Origin of the sequence: Ruegeria atlantica (assembly GCF_001458195.1) — a bacterium.
GTDB classification, from domain to species: domain Bacteria; phylum Pseudomonadota; class Alphaproteobacteria; order Rhodobacterales; family Rhodobacteraceae; genus Ruegeria; species Ruegeria atlantica.
This window is the reverse complement of the sequence record NZ_CYPU01000001.1, coordinates 1-16,385: the sequence shown is the minus strand read 5'-3', so window position 1 is coordinate 16,385 and position 16,385 is coordinate 1. Positions and strand designations below refer to the sequence as shown.

At 54.3% G+C, this 16,385-nt stretch carries 10 protein-coding genes; 3 read left to right on the top strand and 7 right to left on the bottom strand.

Going from position 1 to position 16,385, the window contains the following annotated elements:
* Positions 1-59 precede the first annotated feature (59 nt).
* The 5 genes from RUA4292_RS00060 to RUA4292_RS00040 form a co-directional block, all read right to left on the bottom strand.
* Positions 60-1,220, bottom strand: a complete 1,161-nt coding sequence (locus RUA4292_RS00060; protein ID WP_058275759.1) for an IS30 family transposase — start codon at positions 1,218-1,220, stop codon at positions 60-62.
* Between the two features lie 387 nt (positions 1,221-1,607).
* A complete protein-coding gene (locus RUA4292_RS00055) occupies positions 1,608-2,633 on the bottom strand; it encodes an adenylate/guanylate cyclase domain-containing protein (RefSeq protein WP_058275758.1) in 1,026 nt (341 codons plus the stop codon).
* Positions 2,626-2,967, bottom strand: coding sequence for an Hpt domain-containing protein (locus RUA4292_RS00050; protein ID WP_058275757.1), 342 nt, complete (start codon positions 2,965-2,967; stop codon positions 2,626-2,628). The genes RUA4292_RS00055 and RUA4292_RS00050 overlap by 8 nt, the downstream gene beginning before the upstream one ends.
* 3 nt (positions 2,968-2,970) lie before the next feature.
* On the bottom strand, positions 2,971-10,362 hold the full coding sequence (locus RUA4292_RS00045) for a GAF domain-containing protein (RefSeq protein WP_158506866.1): 7,392 nt from the start codon (positions 10,360-10,362) through the stop codon (positions 2,971-2,973).
* Positions 10,363-10,993: 631 nt separating this feature from the next.
* Entirely contained in the window at positions 10,994-11,740 is a 747-nt protein-coding gene (locus tag RUA4292_RS00040) for a hypothetical protein (RefSeq protein WP_145974785.1), read from the bottom strand.
* A 147-nt stretch (positions 11,741-11,887) separates the two neighbouring features.
* On the opposite strand from RUA4292_RS00040, the gene RUA4292_RS00030 reads away from it, so the two are divergent.
* Positions 11,888-13,014, top strand: a protein-coding gene (locus RUA4292_RS00030; protein WP_145974784.1) for an IS3 family transposase whose coding sequence is annotated in 2 segments (ribosomal slippage) — positions 11,888-12,152 and positions 12,152-13,014 — 1,128 coding nt in all. Because the reading frame shifts where the segments join, the coding sequence is not laid out codon by codon here.
* Between the two features lie 112 nt (positions 13,015-13,126).
* Complete coding sequence (locus RUA4292_RS24645) at positions 13,127-13,357, top strand: hypothetical protein (RefSeq protein WP_058275752.1); 231 nt, start codon at positions 13,127-13,129, stop codon at positions 13,355-13,357.
* A gap of 155 nt (positions 13,358-13,512) precedes the next feature.
* Here RUA4292_RS24645 and RUA4292_RS00020 read toward each other — a convergent pair whose 3' ends face one another.
* Both RUA4292_RS00020 and RUA4292_RS00010 read right to left on the bottom strand, forming a co-directional pair.
* The gene (locus RUA4292_RS00020; RefSeq protein ID WP_058275751.1) at positions 13,513-13,719 is read right to left on the bottom strand and encodes an aldehyde dehydrogenase family protein; all 207 of its coding nucleotides are present in this window, start codon (positions 13,717-13,719) and stop codon (positions 13,513-13,515) included.
* 540 nt (positions 13,720-14,259) lie between these two features.
* Positions 14,260-15,957, bottom strand: coding sequence for a thiamine pyrophosphate-binding protein (locus RUA4292_RS00010; protein WP_058275749.1), 1,698 nt, complete (start codon positions 15,955-15,957; stop codon positions 14,260-14,262).
* 137 nt (positions 15,958-16,094) lie between these two features.
* On the opposite strand from RUA4292_RS00010, the gene RUA4292_RS00005 reads away from it, so the two are divergent.
* The coding region (locus tag RUA4292_RS00005) for a LysR family transcriptional regulator (protein WP_145974783.1) at positions 16,095-16,385 on the top strand (291 nt) is incomplete at its 3' end.

The following is a 16,385-nucleotide window of genomic DNA, read 5'->3' as shown; positions in this document are numbered from 1 at the left end:
AAGCAGGTTGAACGCCGACTCGCAGCTCTACAAACTAANGTCCGCTTTGNGCTGCCGTTTCAACCGATCGCCGCAACACATTCATGGAACGTCTCTGCTGGTGAGAAGTAATGCAACGTTTTTCTTGGCCGCTCGTTGAGTTCACGAGCAACTGCGTCGAGATGTTCCTGGCTGTGCACTGAGAGGTCGGTGCCCTTTGGGAAGTACTGGCGCAGGAGACGGTTGGTATTCTCGTTGGTGCCGCGTTGCCACGGGCTGTGCGGGTCGCAAAAGTAGATGTCGAGATCGGTGGCCAGTGCCAGGTTCTTGTGATCGGCAAGCTCTTTGCCGCGGTCCCAGGTCAGCGTCTGGCGAAGCTCTCTCGGCAGATGTTGGATTTGTGCGGTCAGCGCAGCCACGACAGTCTGCGTTTCTTTCCCGCCCACCTTCACGAGCATGACATAGCGCGTGCGCCGCTCCACCAGCGTCGCGATGAAGCTGTTCTTCGAGCCGGCGATCAGGTCACCTTCCCAGTGGCCGGGAATGGCGCGGTCTTCGACAGCGGCCGGGCGTTCCCGGATCGAGATCGCATCCTTGATTTGACCGAGCCCATCCCGCTTCAGGCTAGCATGGCGAGACCGGCGGATGGCACGTGTCGCGCGCAAATGTGCAAGCAACTCCTTCTTCAGAACGCCACGGGCCTGGATAAACAGGCTTCTGTAGATCGTTTCGTGAGACACACGCTCGCCCTCGTCGTCGGGATGCTCGCGCTTCAGCCAACCCGCGATTTGCTGCGGCGACCACTTGCGTTCGAGCTTCTGAGCTATTGTGTGACAGAGCGCCGGCCTCTCCGCCAGCTTGCAGGGCTTCGGACGCCGTGCACGCTCCCAGGCTGCCTGATCGGACTGGGTGGCCCGGTAATGCTGACGCCCCCCGTTGCGCCGCACCTCCCGGCTGATCGTCGATGGAGATCGGCGCAGCTGACGCGCAATTGTACGAACGGACAACTCGGCTCCAAGCCCGCGTGAGATTTCTTCGCGCTCTGCCGTTGTCAACGCCCACCGTGATCGCCGCCGCTCTGGTGGCCGTATACCACCCGTTCTCGCAAGCAGGGGATAGATCGACGACGAGCCTCGATCAAACAACCGACCGATCGAGCTCATCGACTCTCCGCGCTGCCAGCGATCCCAAATCTCTGCCTTCTGTTTCTCCGTAAAATAAATCCGACGACGATAAGCCATACCAACACTCCATCCTTGCTTCCAAAGTGAAGTGTTGCGGCGATCCGTTGAGTCCGCCGCGCTTCGCGATCGCAGCGAAAAACACCACGGGCGGACAGCGGAAGTTCGCTGCGGCGCAACGCAAGTGTTTCACTGCTCCAAAGCGGTCATTGAATTGGACAATCTGCTCAAAAGACCCGAATTATAATGATCTATCAAAGGTTGCTTCATCTGTTCTCCACACATCGAATGAAGCTTGGTTTTGTCCGTGGTAAAAGGCCAATGGCCGGTTGAGAAATTACGAACTGTATTCGCGAAACCAAATTCACTGGCTGCGACAGCAGGGGCGTCAGTTGTAAGCGAGCTTTCAGGAAATGATATCGGAGAAACGATACTCGTGTCGGAAAATCACAACGCGTGAATGTCGAATGGATCGGAGAAGCCCTTGATCTGGGTCCCGCCAAATGTCTCCTGAATATCAACTCCGTCGAGCAGATCCAGGGTCTCTTGATCGACCAAAATCCGGCTTCCGGTGTTCTGGGTTTCCGCTTCCAATCGGGCTGCGAGATTTACCGCGGATCCGATACAGGTATAGGTCGCCCGGTTGTCAGTGCCGGCATAGCCCGCGACGACTTCGCCTGTGGCGATACCGATACCGATCCTGAGATTCCGTTCTCCATCCGCGAGCCGTTCGTGATTCAGCATCTCTATCATGCTATGCATTTCATGCCCCGCAGCTACTGCACTTTGGGCAGTATTGTTCAGAGGTTGTGGAACACCGAAGAGAGCCATCAACCCGTCACCCAGCATCAGGCTGACAATGCCGCCATTGCTGGTCACCGCCTCGAACATCAGCGTGTAGAAGGTGTTGAGCAGATCAATTGTTGCCTCGGGTGCTAGGTTTTCTGAAAGGGCTGTGAAACCGCGAATGTCGCAAAAAAGAACCGATGCGTTTGCACGTTTGCCACCGATGGCAAAGCCAGACTCTTGCAGGTCTTGCGCAACTTCGGTGGTCGCGAAACGTTCGAGCAGGCGTCTTTGTTCGTCCCGCAATCGCTTCTTTTCAAGGCCGCTGGAGACGCGGGCGCTGAGAAGCGTCTTGTTCACCGGCTTGGGCAAGTAGTCTTCTGCGCCTAACTCGATGCAGCGCACAATATTGTCGAGCCCTTCGACAGAGGAGGTCACAATTACCGGTAATTCGCGCAGGTCGGGGTCCGCATTGATTGCCTCCAGAACCTGAAACCCGTCCATTTCCGGCATTTCGATATCGAGTAGAAGCAGGTCATAGGACTGACTCGACAACATCTCCATCGCGACGAGGCCGTTCTCCGCGACAGAGGCTTTGTGCCCCAACAGTTCAACATTGCGAGACAGGAGTAGCCGATTGACTTTGTTGTCATCAACGATGAGCAGATGGCCGGGTGCATCAGTCATTGTACAGGGTCCGCAGGGCCACAGCAGCTTTGGCGAAAGCGGTCTCTAAAGCTTTCGCATCTGTAAAGTCGCCAGCCGCGGGCATGTCCCCGAGCTCGATTTTTCTTGCCAACTCGGCCAGCCTAGTCGCACCAAAGGTGTTTGCATTCGATTTAATTGAATGAGCCGCGCGGCGATATCCTTCGAGGTCGGACGCGTCGGCAGCGGCTTTCAATTCGGCAATCATGCCGGGGGCTTCGTCGAGAAAGGTGTTTACAAGCTCGGCGGCAAATTCGTCGCCAGTCGCGTCCTTGAGTTCTGCAAAGATATCAAGATCAATTGGGCCGTTTGTCATGGATTACTTGCTTTTCCTAGGAACATTCAAAAGGGCTTCGATAAGAATAGGCAGGCGGATCGGTTTGGCGATGTAGTCGTCCATTCCGGCATCTAAACACATCTCGCGGTCGCCTTGCATGGCGTTAGCGGTCATGGCGACTATACGCGGTCGTTCTTCTCCGGGGAAATCTTTGTTTATGCAGCGTGAGGCTTCGAGCCCATCCATTTCGGGCATCTGCACGTCCATTAATACAACATCGTATGTTTGCCGGTTCACGCTTTCGACCGCCTCAGCGCCGTTGCTGGCCAGATCAGCGCGATAGCCCATCTGTTCAAGCAGGCGAAGCGCAAGTTTCTGGTTCACCAAATTATCCTCAGCCAGCAGAATACGCAGAGGGTGGCGTTTGGCCATCTGTGGATCAGTCTGGGGCTTGTCTGCGGGTTTGGTCGCTTTCACGGGAGTATCTTCGGTTGAAAACAACGTGACCAGAGTGTCGAAAAGATGCGACTGACGCAGCGGCTTGGTGAGGTTGGCAGCAAAGAGACCGTCTTCGAGGTCAATTTCACGTGGACCAAGAGAACTAAAGAGGATCAGCGGTAAGTCCGGATGCATGGCCCGAATTTTCTGGGCAAGTTCCCCGCCATCCATTTCTGGCATGTGCATGTCGAGAATGGCCAGATCGAACTTTTGAGCCTTCTCGAGTGTCGCCAGCGCATCGGACGGGGTTTCGCAGGTAGTGGTTTTAGTGCCCCATTTCTCGGTCTGGAGCGACAAGATTTTTCGGTTGGTGGCGTTATCATCCACCATAAGAATGCGCTTGCCTTCAAGCTCGGACTGAATGCCTACCAGATCGCGCGACGACGATTTGACAGGTTTGGAAGGTTTGGTCTGGATTGTAAACGTAAAGGTCGAACCGTGCCCCTCGCCGTCACTTCGTGCCCACATGGTGCCGCCCATGAGTTCCGCAAGACGTTTGGAAATCGCCAGACCAAGACCGGTGCCGCCATATTTACGAGTTGTTGAGCTGTCTGCCTGACTGAAGGACTGGAACAGACGGCTCATTCCTTTTTCGCTCAGGCCAATACCAGTGTCGCGGACTGTGAAAGTTAGCTCAAGCGATCCGCGTTTCTTGGTGGTTTGTTCAACAGATAAAACCACTTCCCCGCTTTCGGTAAACTTCACGGCGTTGGAAAGAAGGTTCAGCAGGATCTGCCGCAACCGGGTCAGGTCGGCACTGATCGCAAGGGGCAGAGCGTCGTCAAATTCATAGGCCAGATCGAGCTGCTTTTCGGCGGCCTTGCCGCTGATCAGATCGAGCGCGCTTTCAATACATTCACGCAAATCGAACGGATGGTTTTCGATGTCCATCTGCCCGGCTTCGATTTTCGAAAAATCGAGAATTTCGTTGATGATGCCCAGTAGTGCGTCGCCACTGTCGCGGATCGTGTTGGCATAGTCGCTTTGCTCGGCATCTAACTTGGTATCCATCAGGAGCCCACTCATCCCGATAACGGCATTCATCGGTGTACGGATTTCGTGGGACATGGTGGCGAGGAACGCACTTTTTGCTTCGTTAGCAGACTCGGCCACCTCACGGGCCTTTTCGGCCTCGCGGAAAAGGCGCACGTTCTCAATGGCAATAACCGACTGATCCGCAAAAGACTCAGCCATAGCAATATCGTCGTCCGAAAACGGTATTTTTGATTTCCTGATGAAATAGAGTCCGCCCAAACACTTGTCTCCGCGCATTAACGGTATGCCAAGAAAAGCTTCAAATCCGTTTTCTTCGTGAAGCTTCTTTGCCAAGCGCGGTAAGCCCTGCGACGTCAAATCGTGTAAATGCATGGTTTTCCCGGACAGTAGCACGGACGACAGAAAATTATCCTTCGGGTCCAACGGGTGTCGGGTTCGTCCGAAATCACGTAATAGGCCTTTTGGCGTCGCCAAAGCCACTTGCCACCAGAAACTGTCATCTGACAAAGCGGCGCCTGCCATGTCGCATGAAACAAGCCGTGTCGCGGAATTTACAATCGCCTCAAAAACAGGTGTGGTATCTGAAGGCGATTGGCTGATCACCCGCAGTACATCAGCACTGGCAGTCTGTCGCGCCAAGGAAGCCTGAGTTTCATTGAACAGACGCACGTTTTCCAGCGCGATGATAGCCTGATCCGCGAAAGATTCGGCAATGGCTACTTCGTCATCACTGAAAGCCTTCGACGTTTTCCGAATAAAGACGAGAGTGCCGAAACAGTCTTTCCCCCGCATCAAGGGTACCATCAAGAACGACTTGAATCCTTGTCGCTCAACGATTTCCGTGTCCCGCGGAGATAGTTCATCAAAGCGCGATTCATCCAATTGCAGCGTCTTGCCGCTCTGGATGACGCGGGATGGCAGGTTGTCGTCGGGATCAATTGGCAGGCGCTCAGTCCAAGTGATTTCCTCTAAACCATCCGGAGTTGCGGCCGCCACTTGCCAGTATTCAGTTTTGTTAGCCTGCATGGCAATCGACAAGTCGCAATCGATGAGAGCTGTAGCCAGTCCGACAATCTTCTCAAAAACCGGTTTGGTATCTGTCGGGGATTCCGAGATCACTCTGAGAACATCCGCACTTGCCGTTTGGCGAGAGAGTGCGACTTGCGTATCGTTGAACAATTGAGAGTTTTGAATCGCTATGATCGCCTGCGAGGCAAAAGTCTCCATCTGCTTGATTTGCTTGTCCTCAAAGGCGGCTTTATTTCGGCTGCCCATACTGATGACACCAATCGTGTCACCGTCGCGTATCAAAGGTACAGAGAGAACCGACCTGTATCCTTGCAAGTTGGACCTAAGGACCGGATCATAGTTAGGGTCCGCTTGAGTATCCTCAACGTAGTCGGCGCGCCCATATAAAAGCGCCCGGGCGGTCGCCGACGTTTCCCCTGGCTCAAATGGATGCGACTCGAGGAATTTGGCAAAACTCTCTGTGAGATTGTGCCCGGCAAAGAAATGGAATTTTCCGTCCTCGGGTTTCTTTAGCGCCACAAAAGCATCCTGTAGGCGGCAGATGCGCGACGAAACGGCCACCAACGCTTCCAAAACCGGCTCTAAAGCGTCAGGGGAACGAGAAATCACCTCGAGCACTTCGGATGTCGCCTTCTGATACCCCAATGCCTCTTCAACTTCTGCAGTGCGGGCCTGCACTTCTTTGAACAGTCGCGTATTATTGATGGCGATCACGGCCTGGGACGCGAAGGTTTCAAGTAGGCTGACTTGTTTGTCGCTAAACGCAGCTGCCTGCCGATGCGCCATAACAATAACGCCAACGGTTACGCCATTGCTGACCAAAGGGACACCAAGAGTGGTAAGGTAGTCCCCGATCTCAGCCGCCTTTTTCCAAGTGTAAGTCGGATCCCTACGGGTGTCTTTTATATAGACCGTCTTGCCTTGCAGAGCCGTGCGCCCGATGCAAGACCCCTCCTCTGGCGCGATAGGGTTGTCGGACAGAAATTTGAGAAAAACATCACTGACATTGTGGGACATGGCCACGCGGTATAAGCCATCGTCAGCATCCTTCATCGCAAAGAACGCGTATTCCGGTGAACAGATACGCGACGAGACCTCCAGAATGGCGTCCAAAACCGGAGGAAGATCGTTGGGTGAGCGCGAGATGACGTCGAGCACTTCAGACGTCGCCGTCTGATACTTCAGCGCCTCCTCGACTTCAGCAGTGCGTTCCTGAGTTTCCCGGAATAGCCGTGCGTTGTCGATGGCGATGCTGGCTTGATTGGCAAAACCCTGCACGAGTTCGACGCTGTTTTGGTGCGGCGGTCCGGCCTCGGCCCAACCGACAATTATGACGCCCCAAATCCGCGCTTCTGCCCTGATAGGAACGGCCATCAAACGCCGATACCCAGCCTTTCGGGCAAGCTCTGGGCTGAAATACTCGGGCCCCCGTGCATCTGCTAGATGCTGGACTTCGCCGCTTTCCACGACCAATGGAGCCAGATGACCCTTGGAAGCTTCCAATGGATAGTCCGAAGTTAGTGCCTTCAGAGTAACCTTCGGAAACCCGTATTGTGCGCAGAAATGATAGAGATTGCCGTCAAAGCGTTCGAGAACGCAGAACTGCGCCCCACAAAGCTCAGCGGATTTTTGCACAACAAGGTCAAACACAGGCTGGATGTCGGACGATGCTTCGTTGATGAGGTGCAAGATTTCAGCACTGGCGCGTTCGCGCACCAATGCCTCTTCGACCTCGGCCGTGCGCGCCCGGACTTGCTCAAAAAGCCGTGTGTTATTGATAGCAATCAACGCTTGGGAGGCGAACGTTTCCAAGAGCACGATCTGTTTTGAATTGAATGGTGCAACTTTGTCGTGGCAGAGCACGATCACACCGACCACAACCTTATCCTTGACCAATGGGACACCCAGAAGCGAGCGATACTTGCCAATACGTGCGGCTTCTTTCCAGGCGTATTCGTTAGCTTCAGTGTCCTCGTAGTAGACTGTTTCTCCTCGTGCAGCTGTTTGGCCAATACCGCTCCCATGACCTGCCGGCACTGGGTGTGCCTTCATGAACTTCATGAAATCACTGTCAAAGTCGAGCATGATGTCAGTATGGTACAGGTTGTCTTGGGGATTCAGAATCGAGATTGCCGCATATTTTGGCTCGCAAATCCGGCTGGCGACTCTCAGTATCTCCGTCAGCACCGGCTCCAGCTCATTCGGAGATCGCGAAATCACCGACAATACGTCTGACGTGGCGGTCTGATACTCCAGCGCCTGCGTGACTTCTTCTGTCCGCTCCTCCAACTCGTGGAAAAGGTTTGCGTTGGTAATCGCGATAACCGCCTGATCCGCAAAAGTTTCCAGCAGTTTGATCTGTTTGGCGGAAAAACCCGAGACCATTGGCGCCCCAAGAGAGATAACGCCTACGACTTCGCCGTTTTTGACAAGCGGAAGTCCAAGCAATGATTTGTAATCACCCACGCCGCTTTCTTCCAACCAGGTGTAGGTGTCATCCGCTTCGACATCTTCGACATAGCTTGTGCGTTTCGACAAGATTGCACGCCCGCTTACACCGTTCTCCGCTGGCGAAATCGGGTGAGCTTTGACGTACTCTGCAAAGGCCGTGTCTTGTGTGAGCGTCGAGTGCACATGAAAAAGCCCATCGTCCCGGTCGAGCATTGCGACATAGGCATCCTGCAATTCGCAGATGCGCGACGCTTCTTTAAGAATGGCGTCCAGAACAGGCGACAGTTGATTGGGAGACGCTGAGATCACACGCAGCACTTCGGATGTTGAAGTCTGATACTCCAAGGCTTGCGTGACTTCCGCGGTACGGTCCTGCACCTCTCGGAACTGGCGTACGTTATCCATTGCGATCACGGCTTGGGCCGCAAAGGTTTGGACCAGAGCGACATCATCATCCGAAAATGGCGAAACTTCACGGCGATAGAGAACGATCACCCCAAGACCCGTGTCGTTTTTCATCAACGGCACCGCAAGGACCGAGCGAGCCCCTTCGACTTCAACCATCTGAACCCGTTTTGGATCGCGATCCTGATAATAAAGCGGGTCATCTGCAATATCGTCTTGCCGGATGACCTGGCCATCGAACATAGGGCGGATTGCAACGAGTTCCGTGCGGGTCAAGGGTTCCACGAACCCCTTCAGGGCCTCATCAAAATCCGTTCGCGCACCGATATTGGCCGGAATCGTTGCAAGGCCACGTTCGTGATCGGCGACACACAGAAAGGCCAGTGGGGCTTTGCACAAACGGCTGGCATTTTTGAGTATGCTATTGAAGACAGGGCCATCGTCATCGCGACTGCGGCTGATGACTTCGAGGATTTCGCGCGACGCTTCTTCCCGTTCAAGTCGTTCCTGAACTTCACGAAACTGGCGCGTATTTTCGATGGCAATGACTGCATGTTTGGCGAATTCTTCAATCAACTGCACGTCAGGGTCAGCAAATGGCCGCACCTCACGGCGGCTGACCGCGATGGCACCGATAGCCTGATCTCCTTGCATCAGGGGGACTGTAACGCGTGACCGAATGCCTTCGATCTCAACCATCATGGCAGCTGTAGGATGCCCCGAGCGATAAAAATCCGTGTCGGTCAAATCATCGATGCGACCAACCTTACCTGTTCGTATCGCAGTGGCTATGGGAATCGATTCATCCAACTGCCACTCGTCTCCAACATCAAATTCGGTTCTCTGATGCCCCCAATTCGCCGCCAACCGCCCGTGGGTCCCTGCAGCGTTGATCAAAATAAGTACCGCCTGATCTGCATCACATACCCTGGTGGCCTGCTGAAGCACTGAATCAAAGACGCGCGCATCGTCATCACGGCTTTGGCTAATAACCGTCAGAATTTCCTGCGTTGCCGTCTGACGCTCCAATTGCGTGTGCAGCTCATTCAATTGTCGTGTGTTGTCCAAGGCGATCACAGCTTGGGCGGAAAAGCCCTCAACCAGAGAAATCTCGTCGTCTGTAAAGGCCCGAACCTCACGTCGGTAAATCCCGATAACGCCCACGGGCGTACCATCTGCCGACATTAATGGGACCGTCAGAAATGACCGGACACCTTCTTCGTCTACAAGTTGGCGGCGCCATGGGTCGCCCTTGATATACTGGTCAGTCAGGCGCAAATCGACATTGTGAACAACGCGCGCCTCGCGCACGGACTCCGCAATCTGGAGATGTGAGTCCAGTGACCAACGATCTACGCCAACCGCGTAGGTCGCCAACTGATCACCAAAATGGGCCGCATATTCAAGGTGGGTTCCTGCCTCATTCAAAAGGCTCAATGTGGCGACATCTGTTTCGCAAAGCCGAGCGGTGTTTTCCAGGATCGTCTGGAACACCGGCGTCTCATCTTCTCGTGATTGGCTAATTGTCTCAAGAACTTCACGCGAGGCGCCTTCGCGTGCCAGGCGGATTTGCAATTCGCGGAATTGGCGAACGTTCTCAATGGCGATTACCGCCTGGGCGGCAAAGGTTTCGACGAGCTTAACCTGATCGTCGGTATAGGGCCGCACCTCGTCTCGCGCCAACATCAAGCATCCGATTGCACCGCCGTCCACCTTTAGAGGAACAAACAGATTGCTGCGGCACCCATGCTTGTCGACAATCAACTTGAACCGTTCATCACCGGATTTGTGGAAATCAGTGTCTCCCATATCCACAACGCGTTTGGTCTCGCCGCTGAGGATTGTTTCAGTCACCAGAGAATTGCCCGGCTCCATCGTGTATTTGCCGTCGCGCCAGAGTTGCTGAATGTCAGGGTGCAGGTTGACACTGGCCACGAGCCGCTGAAGTGCGTCGCCTTCCTGTCCAAGAACCAGACCAGCAAAAACAGCGTCGCAAAGGTCTTTGGCAAGCGCAACAATCAGATCGCAAACCGGCTGAACGTCGTCCTTGGTCACAGAGATCGCCTGCATCACCTGAGCGGTGGCTTCAAACCGCGCCTGTTGATCAGCTGCGCTTAACTCCGAACTTGGCGCAGATGATGGCGCGGGACTTACCGGGGTCCCTGATGCCTTTTTGCCGCCCAACTGAGCCCAAACTCCTACATCAATTCTGACTAACAACTGCCCGGAGTTTAGAGAGCATGTGATAGAAGTCACTGGAATTCTTCACGGATGATGCCCATTGCATTTATGCACGAGCGAGCAAGGCCCACTTAGCTCGGATCAGCCAGCTGGTCAGCGAGATAAATCAACAGTGTAGTGCCAACGCGCTGGGTATCAGAGTTCACATGGTTCTCTTTCACGCTGGTGTTTCGCCCGAAACTTAAGCACCCTTTCAACCGAGGCACATTGCGTATTGGGCTCCAATAGACGGGAGTAAAAGCTAAGCCAAGCAATCGTTTGGTTGTCGTCGGTAATCTAGTGGGGTTTTTCCGCCTGCAGCGAATTTCGGGAAAGCTGGTTGCGACCGCAGCGACCGAGTGTAGTAGTCAACGACCGGTTTGGGCCGCCATCATCGCCGTGATCCAACGCCTACAAAAAGATGCTGCGGGTACTCCGATGGCCGCAGTGAGCCCAAAGCTGACTTTTAATGTTTGGTTCTTAGGTGATCAGTTAAGGCGCGAACTTGCTCTGGGTTCACATAAAGGCGATCCAAAAGGGCAACAGTGTCAATTGTCGGCCAGTTCTGCTTTAAGTCTGCCTCTAAGGCCAAGGCGTCTGCTTGATTTCCAAGTGCCGCATTCGCTGCTGCGAGGTAGATCAAAGTGGGAGCCGAAATCGGGTCACCAGCGCGGGTAGCGGTGTTGAGAGCATCGATGGCTTGCTCGTATTTTCCTGCGTGGAAGCTAGCGGCGCCAAAGATACTCTTGTTTGCAAATCGTCCTAAACCCGATGTCCGCGGACGGTCGCTCGTCGACGCGGCGAGTGCTGCGTCAAAGTCGCCAGTCGCCAGCATGACCATCGCATAGAAGTCTAGAACGTTGCCGTCCTTAGGAGCGAGATCCAAGGCAATGTCTGCGTGCTCTATAGCTCGCTTTGTATCTCCTTCGGCAAGGTCAACCCAGGACAGTGCTGATTGTGTCCATGAGTTGGCAGGTGATAGAACTTCGGCTTGGTTGGCCAAATGGCGCGCCTCCTTGAGCAGCGCAGAACGCTGGGGACCGTCTGGTGCAAAAATCGCAAAAGCAGCCAAACACTGGGATGCACCTGCATATCCGCCAAAGTAAGATTCGTCCTTCTCGATTGCATGGCGGAACATAGCCAAAGCTAATTCAAGCTGTGCCCGCTCAATCATGGGAAAAATCAAATTCCGCGCCTGATCTGACAGCGTCACTGCTTGAAGGCTAGACGGCGACTTCGCAAGATGTGCGCGCCTTTCTGCCTCTAGCGTGGGATCATTTGAGGTCTCGTATTGTTCAGAAACGTGAGCCTCCCCATTTGAATGGGCCCACCGTTAAGATTAGGAAACGGAGGACCAAGAATGGCAAACAAGCGACCGAAGCCGGAAGAAATTGTCTCGAAGTTGCGGCAGGTTGAAGTTCTGATGGGGCAAGGGATGCCGCGTCTGGATGCGATCAGACAGATCGGCGTTGTGGAGCAAACCTATTACCGCTGGCGCAAGCAATATGGCGGAATGGGTGTAGACCAATTGAAGGAACTTAGGCGGCTTCAGAAGGAAAATGAGCGGCTCAGGCGTGCGGTATCAGACCTGACGCTCGACAAGCTTATCCTGACGGAAGCATCGAAGGGAAACTTCTAAGCCCCTCTCGTCGCCGTGCTTGCGTCGCTCATGTTCGCAGCCAGTTCAAAGTTTCCGAGCGCCGTGCATGCCGCGTACTGGGACAGCACCGATCCACGCAAAGGCGTATTCCACGGGGCCGACCCGATGAAGAACAGCTGGTGGCCGACATGATCGAGCTTGCCAGGCAGTATGGTCGGTATGGGTATCGCCGGGTTGCGGTGTTGCTGAGAGAGGCTGGATGGTCTGTCAGTGATGGGCGCATTGAACGGCTTTGGCGACGAGAGGGGCTGAAGGTGCCTGCAAAACAGCCCAAGAAGGGACGGCTTTGGCTAAACGATGGTTCATGTGTTCGACTCAGGCCGGAACATAGCAATCATGTCTGGAGCTATGACTTCGTGCATTGTCGCACCGATGATGGGAAACCTTTCCGGACGTTGAACATCATCGACGAGTTCAGCCGGGAGTGCTTGGCAATCAGGGTAAAGCGAAAACTAAACTCGGCGGATGTGATCGATGCTCTGACGGATTTGTTCATTCTGCGCGGCACACCGTCCTACATCCGTTCAGATAACGGTCCTGAGTTCGTTGCTCTGGCGGTTCGCGACTGGATTGCAGCTGTCGGAGCCAAAACGGCATACATCGAACCAGGCTCGCCTTGGGAGAACGGATTTTGTGAAAGCTTCAACGGTCGCATGAGGGACGAGCTGTTGAACGGGGAAATCTTCTACTCGCTCAGAGAAGCGCAGATCATCATCGAAGAATGGAGGAAGCACTACAACACCAAACGACCACACAGTGCACTGGGTTATCGCCCTCCGGCACCAGAAACCATCATCCCGATGGAACACAGGCCGATCATGCACTAACAATCACGTTGGACCCGTCAGATAGGGCTGCTCACTTCCAGGATGGATTCACCACGCACCATACCTCGCTGCGTATTGTGAGGAAAACTTCGAGCTGGCATTAAACTCTGCCATGTCTTTCGGTATGGAGCATTTCTATTGGAGCGGCATCGATCGCGCGGCAGTATTGGGCCAACTCGGTCTTTGGAATGCGGCACAGTACGAGTTGGATCGAACGCTGAAACAATGTCCTGAGCTACGAAGCAATCCTGACATCACCCTCCGCGCTTACATCCCACGTATTGATGCACGAGAAGCCGTTCTAGAAGGCCTTGAAAAGGCTGGGCTCAAATCAATGCATTAGTGCGATCGCGACAAGCTCTCACGACCCGGGACAATGCGATGCTCCGTCATCAACGCAACGATTGAGGCCGCCTATTTTGGGATCAATGCATATTTGCAATAATGGTCTTTAGATTTCTCTGGCCGGCAGCTTGCCCAACAAGCCTTTGAGTTAGGTCAATGGCCGTTGCCCGTTTCGCCTGGTTTCGCACATGGCCCTTCATCAAAGGCGCGGCGGGCGGCGGCGACGGCCATGTCAATATCTTCTGCATTGCCGCACGCGACCTTGTGGAACACCTCACGGTTCGACGGGTCGATCACGTCGAACATTTCGCCCGAGGCTCCAGCGACATAGGCACCGTCGATGAATAGTTGGTCTTTCATGGGGGGGGGCCTCACATATGTCTGGTCACGCCGCCATCGACGCGCAGGGATTGTCCGGTGACGCTCGACACTAGCGCAGGGAACGACCAGTTTCGAATTGCGCCGATTTGTTAGACTTGAACGTCCGCTTTCGAGAAATCGCGCCGCATTGCCGCGAGTATTCCAGCGATTTGGTTGGTGAGGGCGCGCGATGTTTGCTGCATCAGCGTCCGGCTGCTTAGTCCGCTTGGCAGACGTTCAGCAGATTTCAGCGAACGTCCGCTGCTGTTCAATGCAGACCTTCAGGCGAAATTTTTCGGAATGACCACCAACGATGACCGCTATCCGTTCCTAAGCCGTCATCTGACCGAAAGACTCGGATGACTGCCTTGAGCCCCTTTCTGCCGTTGCAGATCAGCTGCAATGAAGCTGATCTGCGATGCAATACCGGCATGGATTTCTTCTTTGTGCGTTGAAACATGCTCTGTCGACTACTCAAAAGACAAGAAGCCAAGGGCTAAATAGCCCCTGGCTTCTTAAGCTCTTAAGTACTTGTGGTATTTAGTGGCGGAGAGCTTCACTGAATTTGACGTTGAACGACGCGCTGTCCCAGGGATCGAGCATGATGCGTACGATGTTAACGCCCTTCGGCGCGCTCAGTTGTTTAAGGATGTCGGCCATTTCTTTTTCGGTGCGAGCAACATAGCCCTTGGTGTTTACACCTTTGACGCCTCCGAACGCGGATCCAAGTTCTTCGTAGTTCCATACCGGCGTGTTGTTGTAGCTGCGTTCCTTACCGGGATAGATCTGGCGCTCGGCCCCATAGCCGCTGTTGTCGAGGACAAAGATTACCGTATCGATATCGTATTTGATTAGGGTGGAAACTTCCTGTGCGGTCATATGGAATGCGCCGTCACCAGAGATCATGTAAGTACGTCGACCTTCGACTTCCTTGGCAAATACACCGCCCATGAACATTCCGAAGCCTGCGCCCAGTGATCCCCAGTTGCCGACACCATAGATGTCCATGCCGACCGGGAATTCAGCCTGCGAGCCGTTGATGTAGCCACCGGTGTCGCCATAAAAGACATCGCCTTCTTTCGCGTAGTTTGAGAACTGCACGAACAGCCGGTCGATGGTCAGAGGTGCGTCGGTCGGTTCAAAGGCGTCTGAGCGTTGGAAGCAGAAGCGGCGGTCGTCCTTGCCTACCATCAAGTCACCGGGTTTGATGTCTTGGACCGCACTGATCAGGGCCGGCAGGAAGTCCCGGAGATAAACCTTGTCGAACACAACGCCATCAACGGTCACCTGATCGAAATCGACCCAGATGTTGTGCTGATCGGTGCCCATCTTGCCGGTAAAGACTCCGGTGTCGAACTCATTGAATGACATTCCCAGTGCAATAGACACATCGGCACTTTCCACCGCTTTGAGTGTCGCGTCATTCGACATTGCACCCATGTACAGGCCGACGGCATTGGGATGGCCTTCAAAGTCCGAGATCTTGCCGACAAAGGTCGTCGCCACTCCGGCATTCAATCCTTCGACAAGGGCTTTTGCGGGTTCAATCAGCTTTTCACGTTGCAGCAAATGGCCTGTTACGACAGTGCGAGTCCGGCATTCTTTCAATACGGCCACAGCGGCGTCAACGGCTGCTTTTAACCCGTCATCCGAGGACTGGTGCATCATCAGGTCCAGTGCCTGGTTGGCCACCGGAATTTTCGCGGTCTGGATGTCGTATGGGATTTCCAGATAGATCGGCTTTTTCGATTGATAGGACAGACGCAGAATATCATCGATTTCCTGCGCGGCGGTTTCTGCGGACATCAGACGGTGCGCAGCAACGGTGATGGGCGCAAAGGCTTTGAGGTAAGCGTCGAAGTCCTGATCCATTACGTGGTGCAGCTTCCGGCGCGATGGGGTTGTGATCACTTCTACACTGGGTGCACCGGCAATGACGACCATGGGCGTGTCGTCGGCATAGGCCCCACCGACAGCGTTTGCCGTGCTAAGGGATCCAACCCCGAACGTTACAGCCATCGCGCCAAAGCCGGAAAGCTTGGCGTAGCCGTCTGCGGCATAAGCCCCATTCAGTTCGTTACACACCAGAACGTGCTTAGAGTTGTGATCGCCATCAATCAGTTCGTCGAACAGCGGCAGGACATAGTCACCCGGGATGCCAAACACGTGGTTGGCACCCAGTTCGGCCATGCGATTGAAGAGGTAAGTTGAAACGGTGGTTGTTGCTTGAGTAGTCATTGGTCTTTCTCCGAGGTTAAAAACGCTAGCACCATGCTTGCGTCTTGACGGAGAATTAGGGTTCATGATTGTGTCCACACAGTCGCAAAATTGACCTCTCAGGGGTCATTTTTGGTCCCTATGCGGAGTCCCAACCGATGTCCCAACCTGATCTGGAAGATTTACGTCTGTTCCTCACCGTGGTGGATCATGGCTCCATCGCGGCCGCCGCGCGTGAAGATGGGACACCCAAGCCTAGCCTTAGCCGCCGAATGGCTAATCTGGAAGCGGCCATTGGAGAGAAGCTGTTTGATCGCGGCGCCAATCGGCTTTCCTTGACACCACGCGGCGATGAGTTGAACGCGCGCCTTCGACCGGCGATGCAGAGTGTGGCGCAGGCCTTGAATGAATTGGATGATTGGCATTCAGACTACGCTGGACACCTGGCC

Bases quoted from the DNA above. Each gene is read 5' to 3' on its own strand.
- RUA4292_RS00050 (WP_058275757.1), bottom strand. From the start codon at position 2,967: ATGACAAACGGCCCAATTGATCTTGATATCTTTGCAGAACTCAAGGAC.
- RUA4292_RS00060 (WP_058275759.1), bottom strand. From the start codon at position 1,220: ATGGCTTATCGTCGTCGGATTTATTTTACGGAGAAACAGAAGGCAGAG.
- RUA4292_RS24645 (WP_058275752.1), top strand. From the start codon at position 13,127: ATGTCTTTCGGTATGGAGCATTTCTATTGGAGCGGCATCGATCGCGCG.
- RUA4292_RS00020 (WP_058275751.1), bottom strand. From the start codon at position 13,719: ATGAAAGACCAACTATTCATCGACGGTGCCTATGTCGCTGGAGCCTCG.
- RUA4292_RS00055 (WP_058275758.1), bottom strand. From the start codon at position 2,633: ATGACTGATGCACCCGGCCATCTGCTCATCGTTGATGACAACAAAGTC.
- RUA4292_RS00010 (WP_058275749.1), bottom strand. From the start codon at position 15,957: ATGACTACTCAAGCAACAACCACCGTTTCAACTTACCTCTTCAATCGC.